The sequence below is a fragment of the Actinomadura vinacea genome, assembly GCF_039532545.1.
Taxonomy (GTDB): Bacteria; Actinomycetota; Actinomycetes; order Streptosporangiales; family Streptosporangiaceae; genus Spirillospora; species Spirillospora vinacea.
Genome location: NZ_BAAARW010000011.1, coordinates 114,990 through 131,879 on the forward strand (window position 1 = coordinate 114,990; position 16,890 = coordinate 131,879).

Below are 16,890 nucleotides of genomic sequence, written 5' to 3' on the forward strand. Positions count from 1 at the left end.
ACAGCATCCTCAGGCTCGGGCCAGGGCCTGGTCCAGGATGAGGGTGTCCAGGACGACGCCGTCCGCGGACAGCGCTTCGACGACGGGGCCGCGGCGGGCGCCCCAGACGACGACGGTGTGACCGTGCGGGGGGACCTCCAGCAGCCGGTTGCCCACGCGGAGGTGGCTGACGTCGGCCGCGACCCAGAGGCGGGCCTGGCTGACCCACTTGGCGCCCCAGGGCAGCAGCCGGTTGGCGTTGCGGACGCTCCGGCCCGTCCCGTACCGCTGCAGGTGGCGGCCGCCCAGCTCGGCGGCCGAACGGCGGGTGAGGGGCTCCTCGGGGGCCGAGCCGCCACCGCCGCCCAATTCCATCCATTCGCCGTCGCGGCGGTGGAACGTCCAGCCTTCGATGAAGGGAGGGAAGACTCCGGCGACGTCCCCCGGTCGCCTTAGGAACGTGACAACGCCGATGTCGCCGTCGACGTCGAGGCAGAGCGGCAGGAAGTCCCGGCCGTCGTCGAAGCCGGGCGGCATGGGCTCGGGCAGGCCGTCCCGCAGCAGCCGCAGGCACTCCGCGTGCACCTCGTGGTCGTTCATGTTCGGGGGACCTCGTGATCAGGCAGGCAAGGGAAAGGGCCCTCCCGCAGAGAGGGCCCTACGTCGGATTCACTCTAAAGGTCTGGGTCACTCGGTTTCATCCGTCTGGCTCAGTCCCGCCGTCCGCGCCCGGTTCCGGCGTGCTCTGGTCGCCGGCGCGCAGCGCCAGGTACCCGCAGAGCGCCGCCATGGGGAGCTCCGCGCCGATCGCGAGGGCCAGCGCCCGCGCGCGCTCGGGTCCCGCGGCGGCGGTCGTCATGTCGAACCAGGCGTCCATGACCAGCAGCGCGGCGGTGGCGGCCGCGGCCGGCCTGTGACGAACATCGCCCTGTGCCAGCAGCGCCCCGGTGCCCAGCAGCCCGGCGGCGATCGCCGCGTCCAGCCCGGTCCACGCCAGCGACCAGTTGGACACCTGCTTCGCGGACGGCAGGCGGGACGCGACCGCGACGGTCCACGGCACCATCGCGGCGCCGCCGGCGATCAGCCCCCGGCCCGTCCACCGGGCGCGCCGCGGGCCCGGCCGTGCCAGGCGTTGCGGGCGCGCCCGGCGGGCTCTTTGCAGGGTGACGACCATCGACGACCTCCTTGGCGGGGATGCCCCAAACCCATCTGCATTGCGCTGAATCGGATCGCTGCCCAGCATTCCGTCCGCGGGGTTGGATTTCAGTAAGGCGGCTATCCGGCTCCGGGGTGGCACTAGTTGCACCCCTGGTCGAACCTGGCAATACGGTTTGCCCATGGTGTCCCTCTCCTGGCCGCCGCGGGCGCGCGGGCACGCCCCGTGGTCGGCGGCGGCGTGGCGGGACACCGCGTTCACCGCGTCCGGGGTCCCGCTCCAGCTCGGCGGCTGGCTGATCATCGGCGCGCCCTGGGCGGTCTGGAACCCGCTGGACGGGGTGCCCGTCCTGGTGCTGGCGCTGCTGGTGGTGGTCGTGCTCGCGCACCCGCTCGCCTCGGCGCAGCGCGAACGCTGCTGGGCCATGCTCGGCCTGCACGTCCCGCCCCCGGGAGAACGGCCCGGCCGGTTCCGCACCGAAGGGCTCTGGCGGTCGCTCGCCTACCACCTCCTAGTCGGCCCGGTGCTGGCCTGCGGTGCGCTGCTGGTCATCGCCGCGTGGGCGGGCGGGGTCGCGCTCGCCGCGATCACGGCGTACGCGAAGACGCTGCCGCAGCTCCCCCCGTCCAGGCTGGGCGCGCTCACCGCCGCCGGGGGGCTGCTCCTCCTGGCCGCCCCCTGGGCCGCGATGGCGGTGCGGCGGCTGGACGCCCGCGCGATCGAGGTGCTGCTGGGCCCGGACCGCGCCAAGGAGCTGGAACGCCGCGTCGAGGACCTGGCCGAGAAGCGCGCCGGCGCGGTCGACGCCGCCGACATCGAGCGCCGCCGCATCGAGCGCGACCTGCACGACGGCGCCCAGCAGCGGCTCGTCGCCCTCGCCATGGGCCTCGGCCTGGCCCGCGAGACGCTGACCGGCGTCCCGGACGAGGCGATGCGGGTGATCGTTGAGGCCCACGAGGAGGCCAAGGAGGCCCTCACCGAGATCCGCGACCTGATCCGCGGCCTGCATCCCGCCGTCCTGGAGGACCGGGGCCTGGACGCCGCGCTGTCGGGCATCGCGGCCCGGGTGCCGCTGCCGGTGCGGTTGCGCGTCGACGTCCCGCGGCGCGCCTCGTCCACGGTCGAGGCGGTCGCGTACTTCGTGGTCTCCGAGGCGCTCGCCAACGTCGTCAAGCACGCGCGGGCGACCGAGGTGGAGATCGACGTGGCGCGGCGCGGCGACCTGCTGCTGGTGCGGGTCGCCGACGACGGCGCGGGCGGCGCCGACCCGTCCCGGGGGTCCGGGCTGACCGGGCTCGCGCGGCGGGTCGGGTCGGTGGACGGTACCTTCCGCATTTCCAGCCCCGAAGGGGGACCGACCACCGTGTCCGTGGAGCTGCCGTGCGCGTTGTGATCGCAGAGGACTCGGTCCTGCTGCGGGCCGGCCTGATCAAGCTGCTGGAGACGGCGGGATTCCAGGTCCCGGCGGCGGTCGGGGACGCCGAAGGGCTGCTGGCCGCGGTGGAGGAGCACCGGCCGGACGCGGCGATCGTGGACGTGCGAATGCCGCCGGCGTTCACCGACGAGGGCGTCCGCGCGGCCCTGGTGATCCGGCGGCAGTGGCCCGAGGTGGCGCTGCTGGTGCTCTCGCAGTACGTGGAGGAGCGGTACGCGGCGGACCTGCTCACCACCAGCACCAGCGGGGTCGGCTACCTCCTCAAGGACCGGGTGGCCGACGTGTCCGCCTTCCTGGACGCGCTGCGCCGGGTGGCGGCCGGCGGCACGGCGCTGGACCCCGAGGTGGTCGCACAACTGCTGCTGCGCCGGCAGAGCGACCCGCTGGACCGGCTCACCCCGCGCGAACGGGAGGTGCTGGCGGTGATGGCCGAGGGCAGGTCGAACGCGGGCGTCGCGGCCGCGCTGGTGGTCAGCGAGAGCGCCGTCGCCAAGCACATCAACTCCATCTTCGCCAAGCTGGACCTGCCGGACGCCGAGGGCGACCACCGCCGTGTGCTGGCCGTGCTGCGCTTCCTGGGCGGCGGCGGCCCGGGCGGGGAAGCGTGACGGAGGCCGTGGAAACGGGTGGGGCACGGCCGCGGCGCCGCGGGATCTGGGTGATGCTGGCGGTCGGGACCGCGCTCGCCGTGCTGATGCCGGCCGGGCTGCGCGTCTACGGGACGGCGATCCGCCGCACCACCACCGACGCGGTGGTGCACCGCCGCCCGATCACCGATGTGGAGATCGACGCCGGCGGGGCCCGGGTGACGGTCGGGCCGGGGCGGTCCGGGCAGGTCCGCGTCTTCAAACGGCTGACCTGGGCGTTCAGCAGGCCGCGGGTGGAGCAGATCTGGGCCGGCGAGGTGCTGCTGGTCCGATTCACCTGCGATGGGGACAAGGGCGTCTACCCCGACCTCGAGTGCGGCGCCGACCTCGACCTGCGGATCCCGCCGGGCGCGCGGGTGCGCGCCAGGATCGGCTCCGGCGAGTTCCGGGTGCGGGGGATCAGCGGCGACCTGCGGCTGGAGGCCGGGTCCGGGCTGCTCGACATGGCCGACGTGAACGGCCGGGTCTGGGCGCGGTCGGGCTCCGGGGAGATCACCGGAACGGACCTGGCCGCCACCGAACTGGAGGCCGAGGTGGGTTCGGGGCGGATCGGTCTCGGTTTCGCGGCGCCGCCGTCGCGGGTCAAGGCGTCCGCCGGTTCGGGGGAGGTGCGGGTGACCGTCCCGAGGGGGTCCTACTACCGGGTCGGCCTGGAGGGCGGGACGGGGTCGGCGCGGGTCGATCCGGCGCTCGGCGACCGGTCGTCGCCGCGGGAGATCGTCGCGAAGGCCGGCTCGGGTCCGATCCGGATCGGCTACCCCGGCGGCTCGCGGTAGCCCTGCGGCTCCCTGAGCGGGCTTGTGATCCTGTTCACGGGGCCGCTGATTCGTTTGCGTCAGCCCTGTCGGCCGGGTTTACTGATGACGTGACCGCCGTACGCTCCTGCCTCGCGACGTGCCGGCCGCACGCCGTCCCGGCGATGGGCCGTACGTGCCGCCGGCGAATGTGTTGAGCGCTGAGGGCCCCCGCAACGCCTCGCGCCCCAGAAGCGAGCCACTCCCCGCGACGAACCCGACGAACGTCGCCGCACATGAACGCCGCCCGCACATGAACATCGAGCACCACCTCCTGAGCCACGCGCCGTACCCGCCCGGCCGCTCCTGAGCCCGGGGCGGGGCACTCCCGCCTGCTCGTCTGATCCCTCTGCCCATCTGCCCGTCCGGACGGATGATTTCCTGTGATTCAGATCGAAAAAGTCAGCAAAGTCTACCGATCCCGCGGACGTGAGGTCACCGCCGTCGACGGCGTCGACCTCACCGTGCGCGAGGGCGAGGTCTTCGGCGTCCTCGGCCGCAGCGGGGCCGGCAAGAGCACCCTGCTGCGCTGCGTGAACCTGCTGGAGCGCCCCGACTCCGGCCGGATCGCGGTCGACGGCCGCGACCTGCTGTCCCTGGACGGCCGCGAGCTGCGCCGCGCCCGCCAGGGCATCGGCATGATCCACCAGCACTTCGGGCTGCTGTCCGGCCGGACCGTGGCCGGCAACGTGGCCTTCCCGCTGGAGGTCATGGGGGTGCCCAGGTCCGAGCGGGCCGCCCGGGTCGCCGAGCTGCTGGAACTGGTCGGGCTGGACGAGCACGCCGCCGCCTACCCGGCGCAGCTGTCGGGCGGGCAGAAGCAGCGCGTCGGGATCGCCCGCGCGCTGGCCGGCCGGCCCAAGGTGCTGCTGTCGGACGAGGCCACCTCGGCGCTGGACCCCGAGACCACCGCCTCCATCCTGGAGCTGCTGCGCGACCTCAACCGCCGGCTCGGGCTCACTGTTCTGCTGATCACCCACGAGATGGAGGTGGTCAAGCGGATCTGCGACTCGGCCGCGATCATGCGGGCGGGCCGGGTGGTGGAGTCCGGGCCGCTGCGCGAGCTGCTGCTGCGTCCCGGCTCGGAACTGGCCCGCGACCTGCTGCCGCTGCCCGCCGCCGGCCCCCGCTCCGGCGCCGGGACGACCGTGGCCGACGTGACCTTCGAGGGCGACAGCGCCGACCGGCCGTTCGTGTCCTCGCTCGCCCGCACCTACTCGATCGACGTCAACATCCTCGGCGGCGCGGTCGAGCGGATCGGCGGAACCCGGATCGGCCGGCTGCGGATCGAGCTGCCCGGCGACCCGGACGTCAACGCCGCCCAGCTGGCCTACCTGCGCGAGGCCGGGCTGACCGTCGAGGTCCGCGCCCCGGCCGCCGCCGGGCCGCCGGCCTTGGTGCCGGCCGCCGAACCGGACGAACAGGAGGCGTCGCTGTCATGACGTGGGATGAGATGGCGCCGCTGCTGCGCCAGGGCACCCTGGAGACCCTGCAGATGACCGTCTGGTCGACGCTGTTCACCGCGGCCGGCGGGATCCTGGCCGGGGTGCTGCTGATCCTCACCGCCAGGGACGGCCTGATGCCCTCCCGGCCGGTGAACGCGGTCCTCGGGCTGGTGGTGAACGTCGGCCGGTCCATTCCGTTCGTCATCCTGATGATGGGCATCATCCCGTTCACCCGGCTGCTGGTGGGCACCTCCATCGGCACCCAGGCGGCGATCGTGCCGCTGACCGTCGGGGCGATCCCGTTCTACGCCCGGCTGGTGGAGACCGCGCTGCGCGAGGTCGAGCCCGGCGTGATCGCGGCGGCCCGCGCGATGGGCGCCTCCCGGCCCGAGCTGGTCCGCAAGGTGCTGCTGCGGGAGGCCGCGCCGGGCCTGATCTCCGGGCTCACCATCACCGTCATCGCGCTGATCGGTTACTCGGCGATCGCCGGCGCGATCGGCGGCGGCGGCCTGGGCGACCTGGCCATCCGGTACGGCTACCAGCGCTTCGAGACCCAGATGATGCTGGCCATCCTCGTGCTGCTGGTGGTGCTGGTGGCGATCGTCCAGCTCATCGGCGACCTGTTCGCCCGGCGGCTCTCGCACCGCTGAGCCGCCGCCCGCCCCGCTTCCCCTTTCCCCATCGAACGAGAAAGGCACTCCTCGTGCTGCGCAAGATCACCACCGCCCTCGCGTCCGCCGGACTGCTGCTGGGCCTGGCCGCCTGCGGCGGCTCGGGCAACGACGCCGGCACCCTCACCGTCGGCGCCACCTCGGTGCCGCACGCCGAGATCCTCGCCTACGTCAAGGACAACCTGGCCGGCAAGGCCGGGCTCAAGCTGGAGATCAAGGAGTTCAGCAACTACGAGCAGCTGAACCCCGCCCTCAACGACGGGCAGCTCGACGCGAACTACTTCCAGCACCGGCCGTACCTGACCGAGTCCAACCAGAAGACCGGGCAGAAGCTGGAGTTCGTCGCGGGCGTCCACCTCGAGCCGCTGGGCGTCTACTCCAAGAAGGTCGCCAAGCTGCAGGACCTGCGCCAGGGCGCCACGGTCGCGCTGCCCAGCGACCCGTCCAACCTGGCCCGCGGGCTAAAGCTGCTGGCCGACAACGGCCTGGTCACGCTGAAGCCGGGCGCGGGCGAGAAGGCCACCGAGAAGGACGTCGCCGGCAACCCCAAGGGCCTGGAGTTCCGGCCGACCGACGCCGCCGCGCTGCCCCGCCAGCTCGCCGACGTCGACGCCTCCGTCATCAACGGCAACTACGCGCTGGAGGGCGGCCTGACCCCGGCCAAGGACGCGCTCGCGAGCGAGAAGCCAGAGAACAACCCGTACGTCAACGGGCTCGTCACCAAGCCGGAGAACAAGGGCGACGCCGACGTCAAGAAGCTCGCGGAACTGCTGACCGGCCCCGAGGTCAAGAAGTTCATCCAGGACAAGTACAAGGGCTCGGTGCTGCCCGCGGCCTGAGCCCCGCACCGCCGCTTGTGCCGACAAGCCCCTGGACGCCCGGCCGTCCGGGGGGCTTCGGCGTTATTTCGCTCGCGGCGCCCGTTAGCTGGCACCTACCCTGCCCTTGGGCGGCCGGACGAACGGAAGGACCCCGTGACCGATCACGACACCACGGACAGGGCGAACGGGGAGATGGAGGCGGGCACCGCCCGCGCCCTGGCCGCCGGGATGCAGCGGCTGCTGCGCTCGGCCGGCGACCGGCTCGACTCCTACAACGCCGAATCACCCCTGGGCGCCCGGATCACCGGCCATGTCGGCGTGCCGTTCACCGAACTGGTCACCGTCACCCAGGACTACCGGGCCTGGGAGCACGCCGGACTGCAACGCGGCATCGACGCCTATCTGGCCGCCCGCTCGCCCGGTGCCGAATGGTTCGGCGTCATCGGCGCCGAACGGCACTTCGACGACCTCGCCGCCATGCTCACCGGAGCGCTCCGGCACGGCACCTACGAGCTCGGCCGGCCCGCGTACGCCACCGCCGCGACCGGTCCCGGCTCCACGATGGAGGCCGTGGAGCTCGGCATGGTCGCCACCGTGGCTCCCGACGGGGAGCCCGTCGTGATCGGCGTGATGACGCGCGAGTCCTACGAGGAACTCTGCGTGCTCACCGTCTTCGCGCGGGACCGGGCGACCGCCGCCGCGGCCCGCGAGGAGGTCGACCGGCTGCGCGAGGAGCACGACGCGCTGCGCGGGCAGGTGCTGAAGTTCGGCGCCAGCGAGCACCACGGCAACGAGCTGGTGAGCTTCGTGCCCCGCCCCGAGCTGACCGCCGGCGACGTGGTGCTGCCCGACGGGCGGCTGCAGGCGATCGAGGCGCACGTCGTGGGGATCGCCGAGCATGCCCCGCAGCTGCTGGCGGCCGGGCAGCACCTCAAGCGCGGCCTGCTGCTGCACGGGCCGCCCGGCACCGGCAAGACCCACACCGTCCGCTACCTGATGGCCCGGCTGGAGGGCTACACCGTCATCCAGCTGACCGGCCCGGCGATGCGGTTCCTGGACACGGCGGTGGCCCTGGCGCGCCGGCTGAGCCCGTCGGTCGTGATCGTCGAGGACGTCGACCTGGTCGCCGAGGACCGCGAGTTCGTCGACGGCGGCCACCCGCTGCTGTTCTCGCTGCTGGACGCCATGGACGGGATCGAGGGCGACGCCGACGTGGTGTTCATGCTCACCACCAATCGGGTCCGCTCCCTGGAGCGCGCCCTCACCGAGCGGCCGGGCAGGATCGACCTGGCCGTCGAGATCCCCCGTCCCGACGCCGAAGGGCGGCTGCGGCTGCTCCGCCTGTACGGGCGCAAGCTGCGCCTGGCGGCCGACCTGGACGCCGTGGTCGCCCGTACCGAGGGCGTGACCGCCTCGTTCGTGAAGGAACTGGTGCGGCGCGCGGTGCTGGTGGCGCTGCGGGACGGACCGGCCGTGGACGCCCTCACCGACGCCCACTTCGGCGTGGCGCTGGAGGAGATGTTCGATCCGGCCCAGTCGCTGACCCGGGGCCTGCTCGGCGGCGCGCCCGAGTCGTCCGAGGATGACGAGGGGGATTTGGACGGATTCGAGTAGGGGCGTCGGCGTCGGCTGATAGGAACGGATCCTTCGACCGTCCGAAAGGGATCCGATGCCCGTCTACGAGCACCTCAGCACCTTCGCCGGCAAGGACGTGACCGACTCCTCGTTCGAGCACGAGGGGGAGTCGGTCCCCCTCGCCTACGAGCCGGGCACGATGGGGGAGTTGGCCTGGCGCGTGGGCACCTCGTATGAAGGCACCCCGTTCGCGGACGTCTTCGGGGCCTTCCTGGAGCAGAACGACACCGCCGAGGTCACGCATCTGGTCATCGGCTACTGGGGCGCTTCGTACGACGACAACCCCGACGTCGACCCGGTGCGGCTGGTCGTCGACGCGGCCGCCCGCCTGCCCAACCTGCGCGCCCTCTTCCTCGGCGACATCACCATGGAGGAAAGCGAGATCTCCTGGATCGAGGGTTTCGACATCACGCCGCTCTTCGAGACGTTTCCCGGCCTGGAGCACATCGGCGTGCGCGGCTCGGGCCCGGTCCTCAACCCGTTCGAAGCGCCGGCACTCAGGACGCTGCGGTTCGAGTCGGGCGGGCTTTCGAACGGCGCCGTACGGGCCGTCGGCGACAGCGACCTGCCGGTCCTCGAAAGCCTCGAACTGTGGCTGGGCGTCGCCGATTACGGCGGCCGCACCACGGTCGAGGACCTGGCCGGGATCCTGAGCGGTGAACGGCTGCCGTCGCTGCACCACCTGGGCCTGGAGGACAGTGAGATCCAGGACGACATCGCGGCGGCGATTGCGTCCGCCCCGATCGTCGCGCGGCTGGAGTCGCTCAGCCTGGCGATGGGGGCCCTCACCGATCAGGGCGCCGAGGCGCTGCTGTCGGGCCAGCCGCTCACCCACCTCAAGCGGCTCGACCTGCACCACCACTTCCTCACCGATCCGATGATGGAACGGTTCCGCACCGCCCTCCCCGGCGTCGAGGTCGAGCTCGGGGACCAGCGGCGACCCGAGGACGACAGGGTCTACGTGGCGGTCGCGGAGTAACGGCGCCGGAGCCGCCGTTCGGCGGCGGTATGTCGGGCCCGGCTGGTAGGAACGGGTCCTGATGATCGCGTGAAAGGGACCCGTGCTGTGATCCATAGTCATCTGGGCGAGTTCGACGGGCTCCCGGTGACCCCGTTCGACATGGAGACCGACCCGGACACGACCGCCTTGCCCCCGGCCGGGTTGTCCGCCTGGAGGGTCAGCCTGACCAGCGGATGGCGCGAGGAGAGGATCACTCCCGCGGTCCTCGACCGGTTCGCCGCGGCCGTCGACACCACCCTGGTGACCCACCTGATCATGGGGCACTGGGGCATCCGCGCCCCCGGCGACCCCACCCCCGTCGAGGTGCTGACCGGTGCCGCCGAACGCTTCCCCGACCTGCGCGCCCTCTTCCTCGGTGACATCGTCCTGGAGGAACGGGAGATCTCCTGGATCGAGCAGTGCGACATCACCCCGGTGTTCGCGGCCTTCCCTGGGCTGGAACGGCTGGAGGTGCGCGGCGGCGAGGATCTGGAGCTGAAGCCCGTGCGCGCCGAGCGGCTGAAGACGCTGCGGTTCGAGTCCGGCGGGCTTCCCGGCGAGGTCGTGCGCGGCGTGGCGGCCTGCGAGTTCCCGGCCCTGGAACATCTCGATCTGTGGCTCGGGCACTCCAACTACGGCGGTGACGCCACCGTCGGCGACCTCGCCCCGATCCTGAGCGGCGAACGGCTGCCGTCGCTGCGCCACCTGGGGCTCGAGGACAGCGAGATCCAGGACGACATCGCCGCGGCGGTCGCGGCCGCCCCGATCGTCGCCCGGCTGGAGTCGCTCAGCCTCGGCATGGGGGCGCTGTCGGACCAGGGCGTGGAGGCGCTGCTGTCGGGGCAGCCGCTCACCCATCTCGCCTCCCTCGACCTGCGGCACCACTACATGACCGGCGGGATGGCCGACCGCGTCCGGGCGGCGCTGCCCAGCGTGGCCCTCGACCTCAGCGACGCCCAGGACCCTGACGACGAATGGCGCTATGTCGCCGTTGCGGAATAGGAACGGAAGAATCCGATGTCTCTCGACGGTCATCTGACCGAGTTCGCCGGCCTCCCGGTGCAGGACTTCACCCCCGACACCGAGCCGGACGCGCCGCTGCCGCCCGCGGGAGAGGTGGCATGGGCCGTCCGCAGCGACTGGGGCGACGGCGGGTTCGCGCAGCTCTTCGACCGCTTCGTGGCCGCCGTCGACACCACTCGAGTGACCGCGCTGGTGATCGGCTTCTGGGGATGGGACGACGCCGACGGCTTCGGCGCCAGGACCCTGGTCGCCGCCGCCGACCGGTTCCCGAACCTGCGGGCGGTGTTCGTCGGGGACATCCTCGACGAGGAGTACCACATCTCCTGGATCCAGCAGGGCGACATCAGCCCGCTGGTCGAGGCGTTCCCCGCCCTCGAACGGCTGGAGGTGCGGGGTGGCGAGGGCCTCGAACTGAGCCCGTTCCGCCACGACAACCTGAAGGCGCTGCGGTTCGAGACCGGCGGTCTGCCCGCGGAGGTCGTGCGGGGCGTGGCGGCCAGCGATCTGCCCGCCCTCGAAGAGCTGGACCTCTGGTTCGGCGTGCGGCAGTACGGCGGCGACTCCACCGTCGACGACCTGGCCCCGATCCTCGAAGGCGTCCGGCTGCCCGCGCTCCGGCATCTCGGGCTGCAGAACGCCGATTTCCAGGACGACATCGCGGCGGCGGTCGCGTCCGCGCCGATCGTGGCGAGGCTGGAGACGCTGGCCCTGGGCATGGGCATGCTGTCCGACCAGGGCGCTGAGGCGCTGCTGCTGGGCCAGCCCCTCACCCACCTGAAACGGCTCGACCTCTGCTTCCACCACCTGTCGGAGCCGCTGATGGAGCGCCTGCGCACCGCGCTCGCCGGCGTCGAGGTCGACCTGGGCAAGCCACAGGGTGCGCAGGTCGAGGAATGGGACGAGTGGGACGGCCCCATGTACGTCCAGGTCTCGGAGTGACGATGACCGCGTTCACCGTCATCGGGACCCCGGGCGACCGGCGCACCGCGTTCTTCTCGGACGCCTGCCGCGCCGCCGCGCTGCCCGAGCCGCGCGTGGTCTCCTGGCCGGACGTGCTGGGCGGCGGCCTGGAACTCGATGGCACCGACGGGCCGGGACCGGTGCGGATCGACTCGCCGGGCGAGGACACCGAGGTCGACGCCCTGCTGCGCGGCCCCGGCGACCCGGCCCGCGTGGGCGGCGGCGCCCGCTGGTACCGGACGTTCACCCGCGGGCTGTCGCGCATCGCGGCGGAGGCGGAGCGGGCCGGGGCGCGGCTGCTCAACGACATCGACGACATCGCCGTCATGTGCGACAAGAGACGCTGCCACGCCCGCCTGCTCGCCGCCGGGGTCCCGGTGCCGGACGTCCTGCCCGCCGTCCGCGACTACGCCGAACTGCGCGCGCGGATGGACGAGTCGGGCATGCGCCGCGTGTTCGTCAAACCGGCGCACGGCTCGTCCGCGTCCGGCGTGATCGCGTTGCAGACCGCGCCCCGCGGACGGATCAAGGCCGTCACCTCGGCGGCCCGGCGAGGTGACGGCTACGTCAACTCGCTCCGCGTCCGGTCCTACGACACCGAGTCCGAGGTCGCGCATCTCGTCGACACCCTGGCCCCGGACGGGCTGCACGTCGAGCGGTGGCTGCCCAAGGCCACGCTGGACGGCCGCGTGTTCGACCTGCGCGTGGTCGTCATCGCGGGGGAGGCGACGCACGCGGTGGTGCGCACGAGCCGTTCGCCCATGACCAACCTCCACCTGGGCGGGGCGCGCGGCGACCTGGACGCGGTGCGGCGCGCGCTCGGCGACGACGGCTGGCGCCGCGCCCTCGACGTGTGCGCGCGGGCCGCCGCCTGCTTCCCGGGCAGCCTCATGGTCGGCGTCGACCTGCTGGTCGGGCTCGGCCGGCGGCAGGTCGCGGTCGGCGAGGTCAACGCGTTCGGCGACCTGCTCCCCGGGATCACCGGCCTGCCGGGCGGCGTCGCCGAGGGGCTCGACACCTACACTGCCCAGGTCAGAGCCGCCCTATCGGGAAATGTCCCAGCATGCACGACATGAACGGGATCATCGGCAGCCATGACCTGCTGCTGGTGACCCTCGACACGCTGCGCTACGACGTGGCCGCCGAACTCGCCGCCGCCGGCGCGACCCCCACCCTCGCCGGGCTGCTCCCCGGCGGCCGCTGGGAACGCCGGCACACCCCCGGCAGCTTCACCTACGCCGCGCACGCCGCGATCCTGGCCGGCTTCCTCCCCACCCCCGCCGCGCCCGGCCCGCACCCCCGGCCGTTCGCCGGAAGCTTCCCCGGCAGCGCGACCACCGGCCCCGGCACCTGGACGTTCGACGCCGCCGACCTGCCCGCCGGCCTCGCCCAGGCCGGCTACCACACGGTCTGCGTCGGCGGCGTCGGCTTCTTCAACAAGCTCACCCCGCTCGGCTCGGCCCTGCCCGCCCTCTTCGCCGAAAGCCACTGGGAGCCGCGCTTCGGCGTCACCGACCCGGACTCGATCGTCCACCAGATCGACCGGGTCGCCGGGGTGACCCGGCGCCTCCCCGCCGACCGCAGGCTCTTCCTCCTCCTCAACGTCGCCGCCCTGCACCAGCCCAACTGGTTCTACCTGGACGGCGCCACCCGCGAGCACGGCGACTCGCGCGACAGCCACGCCGCCGCCCTCCGCCACGTCGACCGGCACCTGGACCGCCTCTTCGCCCTCATGCGCCGCCCCTGCTTCGTGATCGTCTGCTCCGACCACGGGACCGCGTACGGCGAGGACGGCCACACCGGTCACCGCATCGGCCACGAGGTCGTCTGGACCGTTCCGTACGGGGAGTTCGTGCTGTCATGACCGGGCCCTACCAGGGATACGTCTACGCCTACCCGCACAAGACGGCCTACCGGCCACTCGACCCCCGCCCCTCGCTCCGGGACGTGTGGGCTCACGAAGACCGCAGCGCCCTCTTCCTCTACCTGCACATCCCCTTCTGCGAGATGCGATGCGGGTTCTGCAACCTCTTCACCCGAACCGGCGCACCCGAGGAACTGACCGGCGCCTACCTCGACGCCTTGGACCGCCAGGCGACCGCCGTCCTGACCGCCCTAGCCGACCCCGACCCCAACACCTTCGCGACGGCCGCGTTCGGCGGCGGCACCCCCACCTACCTGACCGCCGCTGAGCTGGAACGTCTCTGCGACATCGCGGGTCGCTTCGCCGATCTGGGATCGATCCCGCTCGGCGTGGAGACCTCCCCGGCCACCGCCACCACCGACCGGCTGACCGTCCTCGCAGAACGCGGCACCACCCGCGTCTCCATCGGCGTGCAGAGCTTCCTGGACGAGGAGGTCCGCGCCGCCGTCCGCCCCCAGAAACGCGCCGAGGTCGAGGCCGCGCTGGACCGCATCCGCGCCGCGGGCTTCCCTGCCCTCAACATCGACCTCATCTACGGCATCGACGGCCAGACCCCTGTGACCTGGCTGCACTCCCTCAACGCCGCCCTGGCCTGGGAGCCCGAGGAGCTGTACCTCTACCCGCTGTACGTCCGTCCCCTGACCGGCCTGGGCCGGCAGGGGCGGGACTGGGACGACCAACGCATGGAGCTGTACCGGATCGGCCGCGACCATCTGCTGGCCCACGGCTACGAGCAGGTGTCTATGCGCATGTTCCGCCGCCCCGACTCCGCCGCGCCGGGCCAGGGGCTCCCCGGGACCGAGTACCGCTGCCAGACCGACGGGATGATCGGACTCGGCTGCGGGGCCCGCTCGTACACCGCCGACCTGCACTATTCGTTCGACTACGCAGTCGGCGCGACCCCGGTGCGCGCGATCATCGACGACTTCGTGCGGGAGACCGACTTCACCACCGCGCGGGTCGGATTCACGCTGGACGAGGGCGAGCGGCGGCGGCGCCACCTCATCCAGTCGCTGCTCCAGGCGCCGGGGCTCGACCGCGCCGCCTACCGTGAACGCTTCGGAACCGAGGCGGCGGACGACTTCGACCTGGAGCCGTTCGCCGCGCGAGGCTGGCTGGAGGACGACCCGGCCGCCATCAGGCTCACCCCGGAAGGGCTCGCTCACTCGGACGCCATCGGACCGGCGCTGTTCTCGCCCCGCGTCCGGACGCTCATGGACTCCTACGAGGCACGCTGATGAAGCGAGATCATCTAACGGTGCTCTACCGGGGGCCTCTCGCGAGCTGCGATTACGACTGCCCCTACTGCCCGTTCGCCAAGCGGCGGGACACCCCGGAGCAGCTCCGGGCCGACCGGGCCGCTCTGGAACGCTTCGTGAACTGGGCCCGTGACCAGCACGACCCGATATCGGTGCTGTTCACCCCGTGGGGCGAGGGCCTGGTGCGGTCCTGGTACAGGCGCGCCCTGGTCGAGCTGAGCCATCTCCCGCACGTCCAGCGCGTCGCCATCCAGACGAACCTGAGCCACCGCGTCGAGTGGACGTCGGAGGCGGATCTCTCCCGGCTGGCATTGTGGAGCACCTACCATCCCGGCCAGGTCCCTTACGAGCGGTTCCTCGGCAGGACCCGCGACCTCGCGGACCGCGGAGTGCGGTTCAGCGTCGGCGTCGTGGGGCAGCCGGAGCACCTCGACGCCGCGCGCCGCCTCCGCGCGGACCTGCCGGGTGACGTGTATCTCTGGGTGAACGCGGCCGAAGGTCTCACCTACACCGATGAGGAGGCCGCCGAATGGGCCGAACTGGATCCCCTTTTCGGCATCAGCCGGGACCCGCATGCCAGCGAGGGCCTGCCGTGCCGGACCGGTGACACGGTCATCTCGGTGGACGGCGAGGGGACGGTACGGCGCTGCCATTTCGTCCCGGCCGTGCTGGGCAACATCTATGACGGCTCATTCCGCTCGGCGCTGCGTCCCCGCCCATGCCCTTCGAAGATCTGCGACTGCCATATCGGCTACGTCCACCTGGAGCCCCTGGGCCTCTACGACGTCTTCGCCGGCGGCATCCTGGAACGCATCCCTCGACTGGACGCCTGAGGCGGGTTCGCGTTGGCGGATGTCCCCTGATGACTAGGGAAGTGATCATCAAGGGACATCCGCCGTGGCGGGCCGGGGCCGCGGCACCTTTCCGGGCCGCCCCGGCCGGTCTGAAGGGGAGGGTCAGGTCTCCCTTTCCGGACGGTAGTCGCGGGCGCTGAGGCCGAACGTCCAGGCGACGCCCTCGCGGGCGCTGCGCGTGCCCGGCGGGACCCGCAGGAAGTAGGTGCGGTACGACCCGTCGGGCTCCGGGGTGGAGTTGACCACCTCCACCATGACGATGGGCTCGTCGTCGGGAAGGTCGATCCGCCACAGCACCCCGGACTTGCCCTGCTGGACCGGCTTGGCGCCGGTCTCGGCCAGGTAGCGGTCGTAGCCGTAGATCTCGAGCATGACCCGCCGCTGCTCGGCGTTGGTCTCGGCCCTGATGCGCTCCGGCGTCAGGTCGGTGAGCGACTCGATGAAGCCGGCCGGCAGCGGCATGCCGCGCCAGGCGTGCAGCGCGAACCCGTCGCCGTAGGCCAGGGCGGGTCCGTCGCCGCGGTGCAGCCGGCCCTGCTCGTCCCGGTGCAGCTCGACCGGCCGCGCGGAGATGATCGCGATGCGCTCGTACGGCCACCACCAGCCGGCGACCTTGGCGATCTCCGCCATCCCGGCCAGCGCGGCGCCGGGATGCCCGGCCTGATCGAGGTGGCCGAGGGAGTCGACCAGGGCGAGCCAGGCGGCGTCGTGGCGGCCGAGGACGGCGTCGAGGGTGGCGCCGCGCAGCAGGGCGGCGGCCTCGCCGTCGTCGCCGGCCAGCTCGCCGATGGCGCGCCGGATCCGTCCCACCAGGTCGCCCACCGGCTCCCAGAGCCGGCCGCCGGTCTCCTCCCAGGCGCGTGCCCACTGCTCCGGCCCCAGTTCGGAGCAAGCGGCGCCGCGTGCCTTCTCCCACGGATGGGTGCGGACGTCCTCGCGGACGCTCGCGCCCGCGTCCGCCACGTCGATCAGGGCCGCGACCGGCTCGATGTACTCGGACAGCCCGGCCTTTTCGAGCCGGTCCCGGTGCCCGGCGATCAGCGCGGCGGCGATCGCCCCGTACGCCGGGGAGGGCACCCGGACGATGCGCTCGGGCGGTGTGCGGCCGGCCGCGGTGTAGGTGGTGCGGACGGCGGCTTCGGCGCGTTCGTGCTCGTCGGCGCGGGTCGGCCCAGAAGCGAACGCGACGGCCTGCCAGGCGAGGACGACGTCGCCGCGGGTCCGCGCCGGGGGCTCCGGAGGCTCGGTGGCGGTGGGGGGCGTGGTCTGCGTCTGCACGGGGGGGCT

17 protein-coding genes are annotated in these 16,890 nt (G+C 72.8%); 14 read left to right on the top strand and 3 right to left on the bottom strand.

Features of this window, described 5'->3' with window-relative positions:
* Positions 1–9: 9 nt before the first annotated feature.
* On the bottom strand, positions 10–579 hold the full coding sequence (locus tag ABD340_RS12260; protein ID WP_344588935.1) for a hypothetical protein: 570 nt from the start codon (positions 577–579) through the stop codon (positions 10–12).
* 97 nt (positions 580–676) lie between these two features.
* Positions 677–1,153: a hypothetical protein gene (locus ABD340_RS12265; protein WP_344588936.1), complete on the bottom strand. Its 477-nt coding sequence runs from the start codon at positions 1,151–1,153 to the stop codon at positions 677–679.
* Positions 1,154–1,316: 163 nt separating this feature from the next.
* On the opposite strand from ABD340_RS12265, the gene ABD340_RS12270 reads away from it, so the two are divergent.
* The 14 genes from ABD340_RS12270 (at position 1,317) to ABD340_RS12335 (ending at position 15,582) form a co-directional block, all read left to right on the top strand.
* Positions 1,317–2,528, top strand: coding sequence for a sensor histidine kinase (locus tag ABD340_RS12270; RefSeq protein ID WP_344588937.1), 1,212 nt, complete (start codon positions 1,317–1,319; stop codon positions 2,526–2,528).
* Positions 2,516–3,178, top strand: coding sequence for a response regulator (locus ABD340_RS12275; protein ID WP_344588938.1), 663 nt, complete (start codon positions 2,516–2,518; stop codon positions 3,176–3,178). Before ABD340_RS12270 ends, ABD340_RS12275 begins: the two co-directional genes overlap by 13 nt.
* Positions 3,175–3,993 (top strand): DUF4097 family beta strand repeat-containing protein, encoded by an 819-nt coding sequence (locus ABD340_RS12280; protein WP_344588939.1) that lies wholly within the window; start codon positions 3,175–3,177, stop codon positions 3,991–3,993. Before ABD340_RS12275 ends, ABD340_RS12280 begins: the two co-directional genes overlap by 4 nt.
* A gap of 401 nt (positions 3,994–4,394) precedes the next feature.
* Positions 4,395–5,453, top strand: a complete 1,059-nt coding sequence (locus ABD340_RS12285) for a methionine ABC transporter ATP-binding protein (protein WP_344588940.1) — start codon at positions 4,395–4,397, stop codon at positions 5,451–5,453.
* Positions 5,450–6,106 (top strand): methionine ABC transporter permease, encoded by a 657-nt coding sequence (locus ABD340_RS12290; protein ID WP_344588941.1) that lies wholly within the window; start codon positions 5,450–5,452, stop codon positions 6,104–6,106. The genes ABD340_RS12285 and ABD340_RS12290 overlap by 4 nt, the downstream gene beginning before the upstream one ends.
* A gap of 53 nt (positions 6,107–6,159) precedes the next feature.
* Positions 6,160–6,966 (top strand): MetQ/NlpA family ABC transporter substrate-binding protein, encoded by an 807-nt coding sequence (locus tag ABD340_RS12295; RefSeq protein WP_344588942.1) that lies wholly within the window; start codon positions 6,160–6,162, stop codon positions 6,964–6,966.
* Between the two features lie 135 nt (positions 6,967–7,101).
* A complete protein-coding gene (locus tag ABD340_RS12300; protein ID WP_344588943.1) occupies positions 7,102–8,562 on the top strand; it encodes an AAA family ATPase in 1,461 nt (486 codons plus the stop codon).
* Between the two features lie 55 nt (positions 8,563–8,617).
* Positions 8,618–9,562 carry an STM4015 family protein gene (locus tag ABD340_RS12305; RefSeq protein WP_344588944.1) on the top strand — a complete coding sequence of 315 codons (945 nt, stop codon included), beginning with the start codon at positions 8,618–8,620 and terminating at the stop codon, positions 9,560–9,562.
* An 87-nt stretch (positions 9,563–9,649) separates the two neighbouring features.
* Positions 9,650–10,585, top strand: coding sequence for an STM4015 family protein (locus ABD340_RS12310; RefSeq protein WP_344588945.1), 936 nt, complete (start codon positions 9,650–9,652; stop codon positions 10,583–10,585).
* Positions 10,586–10,600: 15 nt separating this feature from the next.
* Positions 10,601–11,545 carry an STM4015 family protein gene (locus ABD340_RS12315; RefSeq protein WP_344588946.1) on the top strand — a complete coding sequence of 315 codons (945 nt, stop codon included), beginning with the start codon at positions 10,601–10,603 and terminating at the stop codon, positions 11,543–11,545.
* Positions 11,546–11,547: 2 nt separating this feature from the next.
* Positions 11,548–12,642, top strand: coding sequence for an STM4014 family protein (locus ABD340_RS12320; RefSeq protein WP_344588947.1), 1,095 nt, complete (start codon positions 11,548–11,550; stop codon positions 12,640–12,642).
* Positions 12,630–13,430: an STM4013/SEN3800 family hydrolase gene (locus ABD340_RS12325; RefSeq protein ID WP_425547338.1), complete on the top strand. Its 801-nt coding sequence runs from the start codon at positions 12,630–12,632 to the stop codon at positions 13,428–13,430. The genes ABD340_RS12320 and ABD340_RS12325 overlap by 13 nt, the downstream gene beginning before the upstream one ends.
* The gene (locus ABD340_RS12330; protein ID WP_344588949.1) at positions 13,427–14,728 is read left to right on the top strand and encodes an STM4012 family radical SAM protein; all 1,302 of its coding nucleotides are present in this window, start codon (positions 13,427–13,429) and stop codon (positions 14,726–14,728) included. Before ABD340_RS12325 ends, ABD340_RS12330 begins: the two co-directional genes overlap by 4 nt.
* Entirely contained in the window at positions 14,728–15,582 is an 855-nt protein-coding gene (locus tag ABD340_RS12335; protein WP_344588951.1) for an STM4011 family radical SAM protein, read from the top strand. Before ABD340_RS12330 ends, ABD340_RS12335 begins: the two co-directional genes overlap by 1 nt.
* Positions 15,583–15,705: 123 nt before the next feature.
* Here the strand turns inward: ABD340_RS12335 and ABD340_RS12340 are convergent, their stop codons facing one another.
* On the bottom strand, positions 15,706–16,881 hold the full coding sequence (locus ABD340_RS12340) for a DUF6745 domain-containing protein (protein WP_344588953.1): 1,176 nt from the start codon (positions 16,879–16,881) through the stop codon (positions 15,706–15,708).
* Between the last annotated feature and the right edge of the window lie 9 nt (positions 16,882–16,890).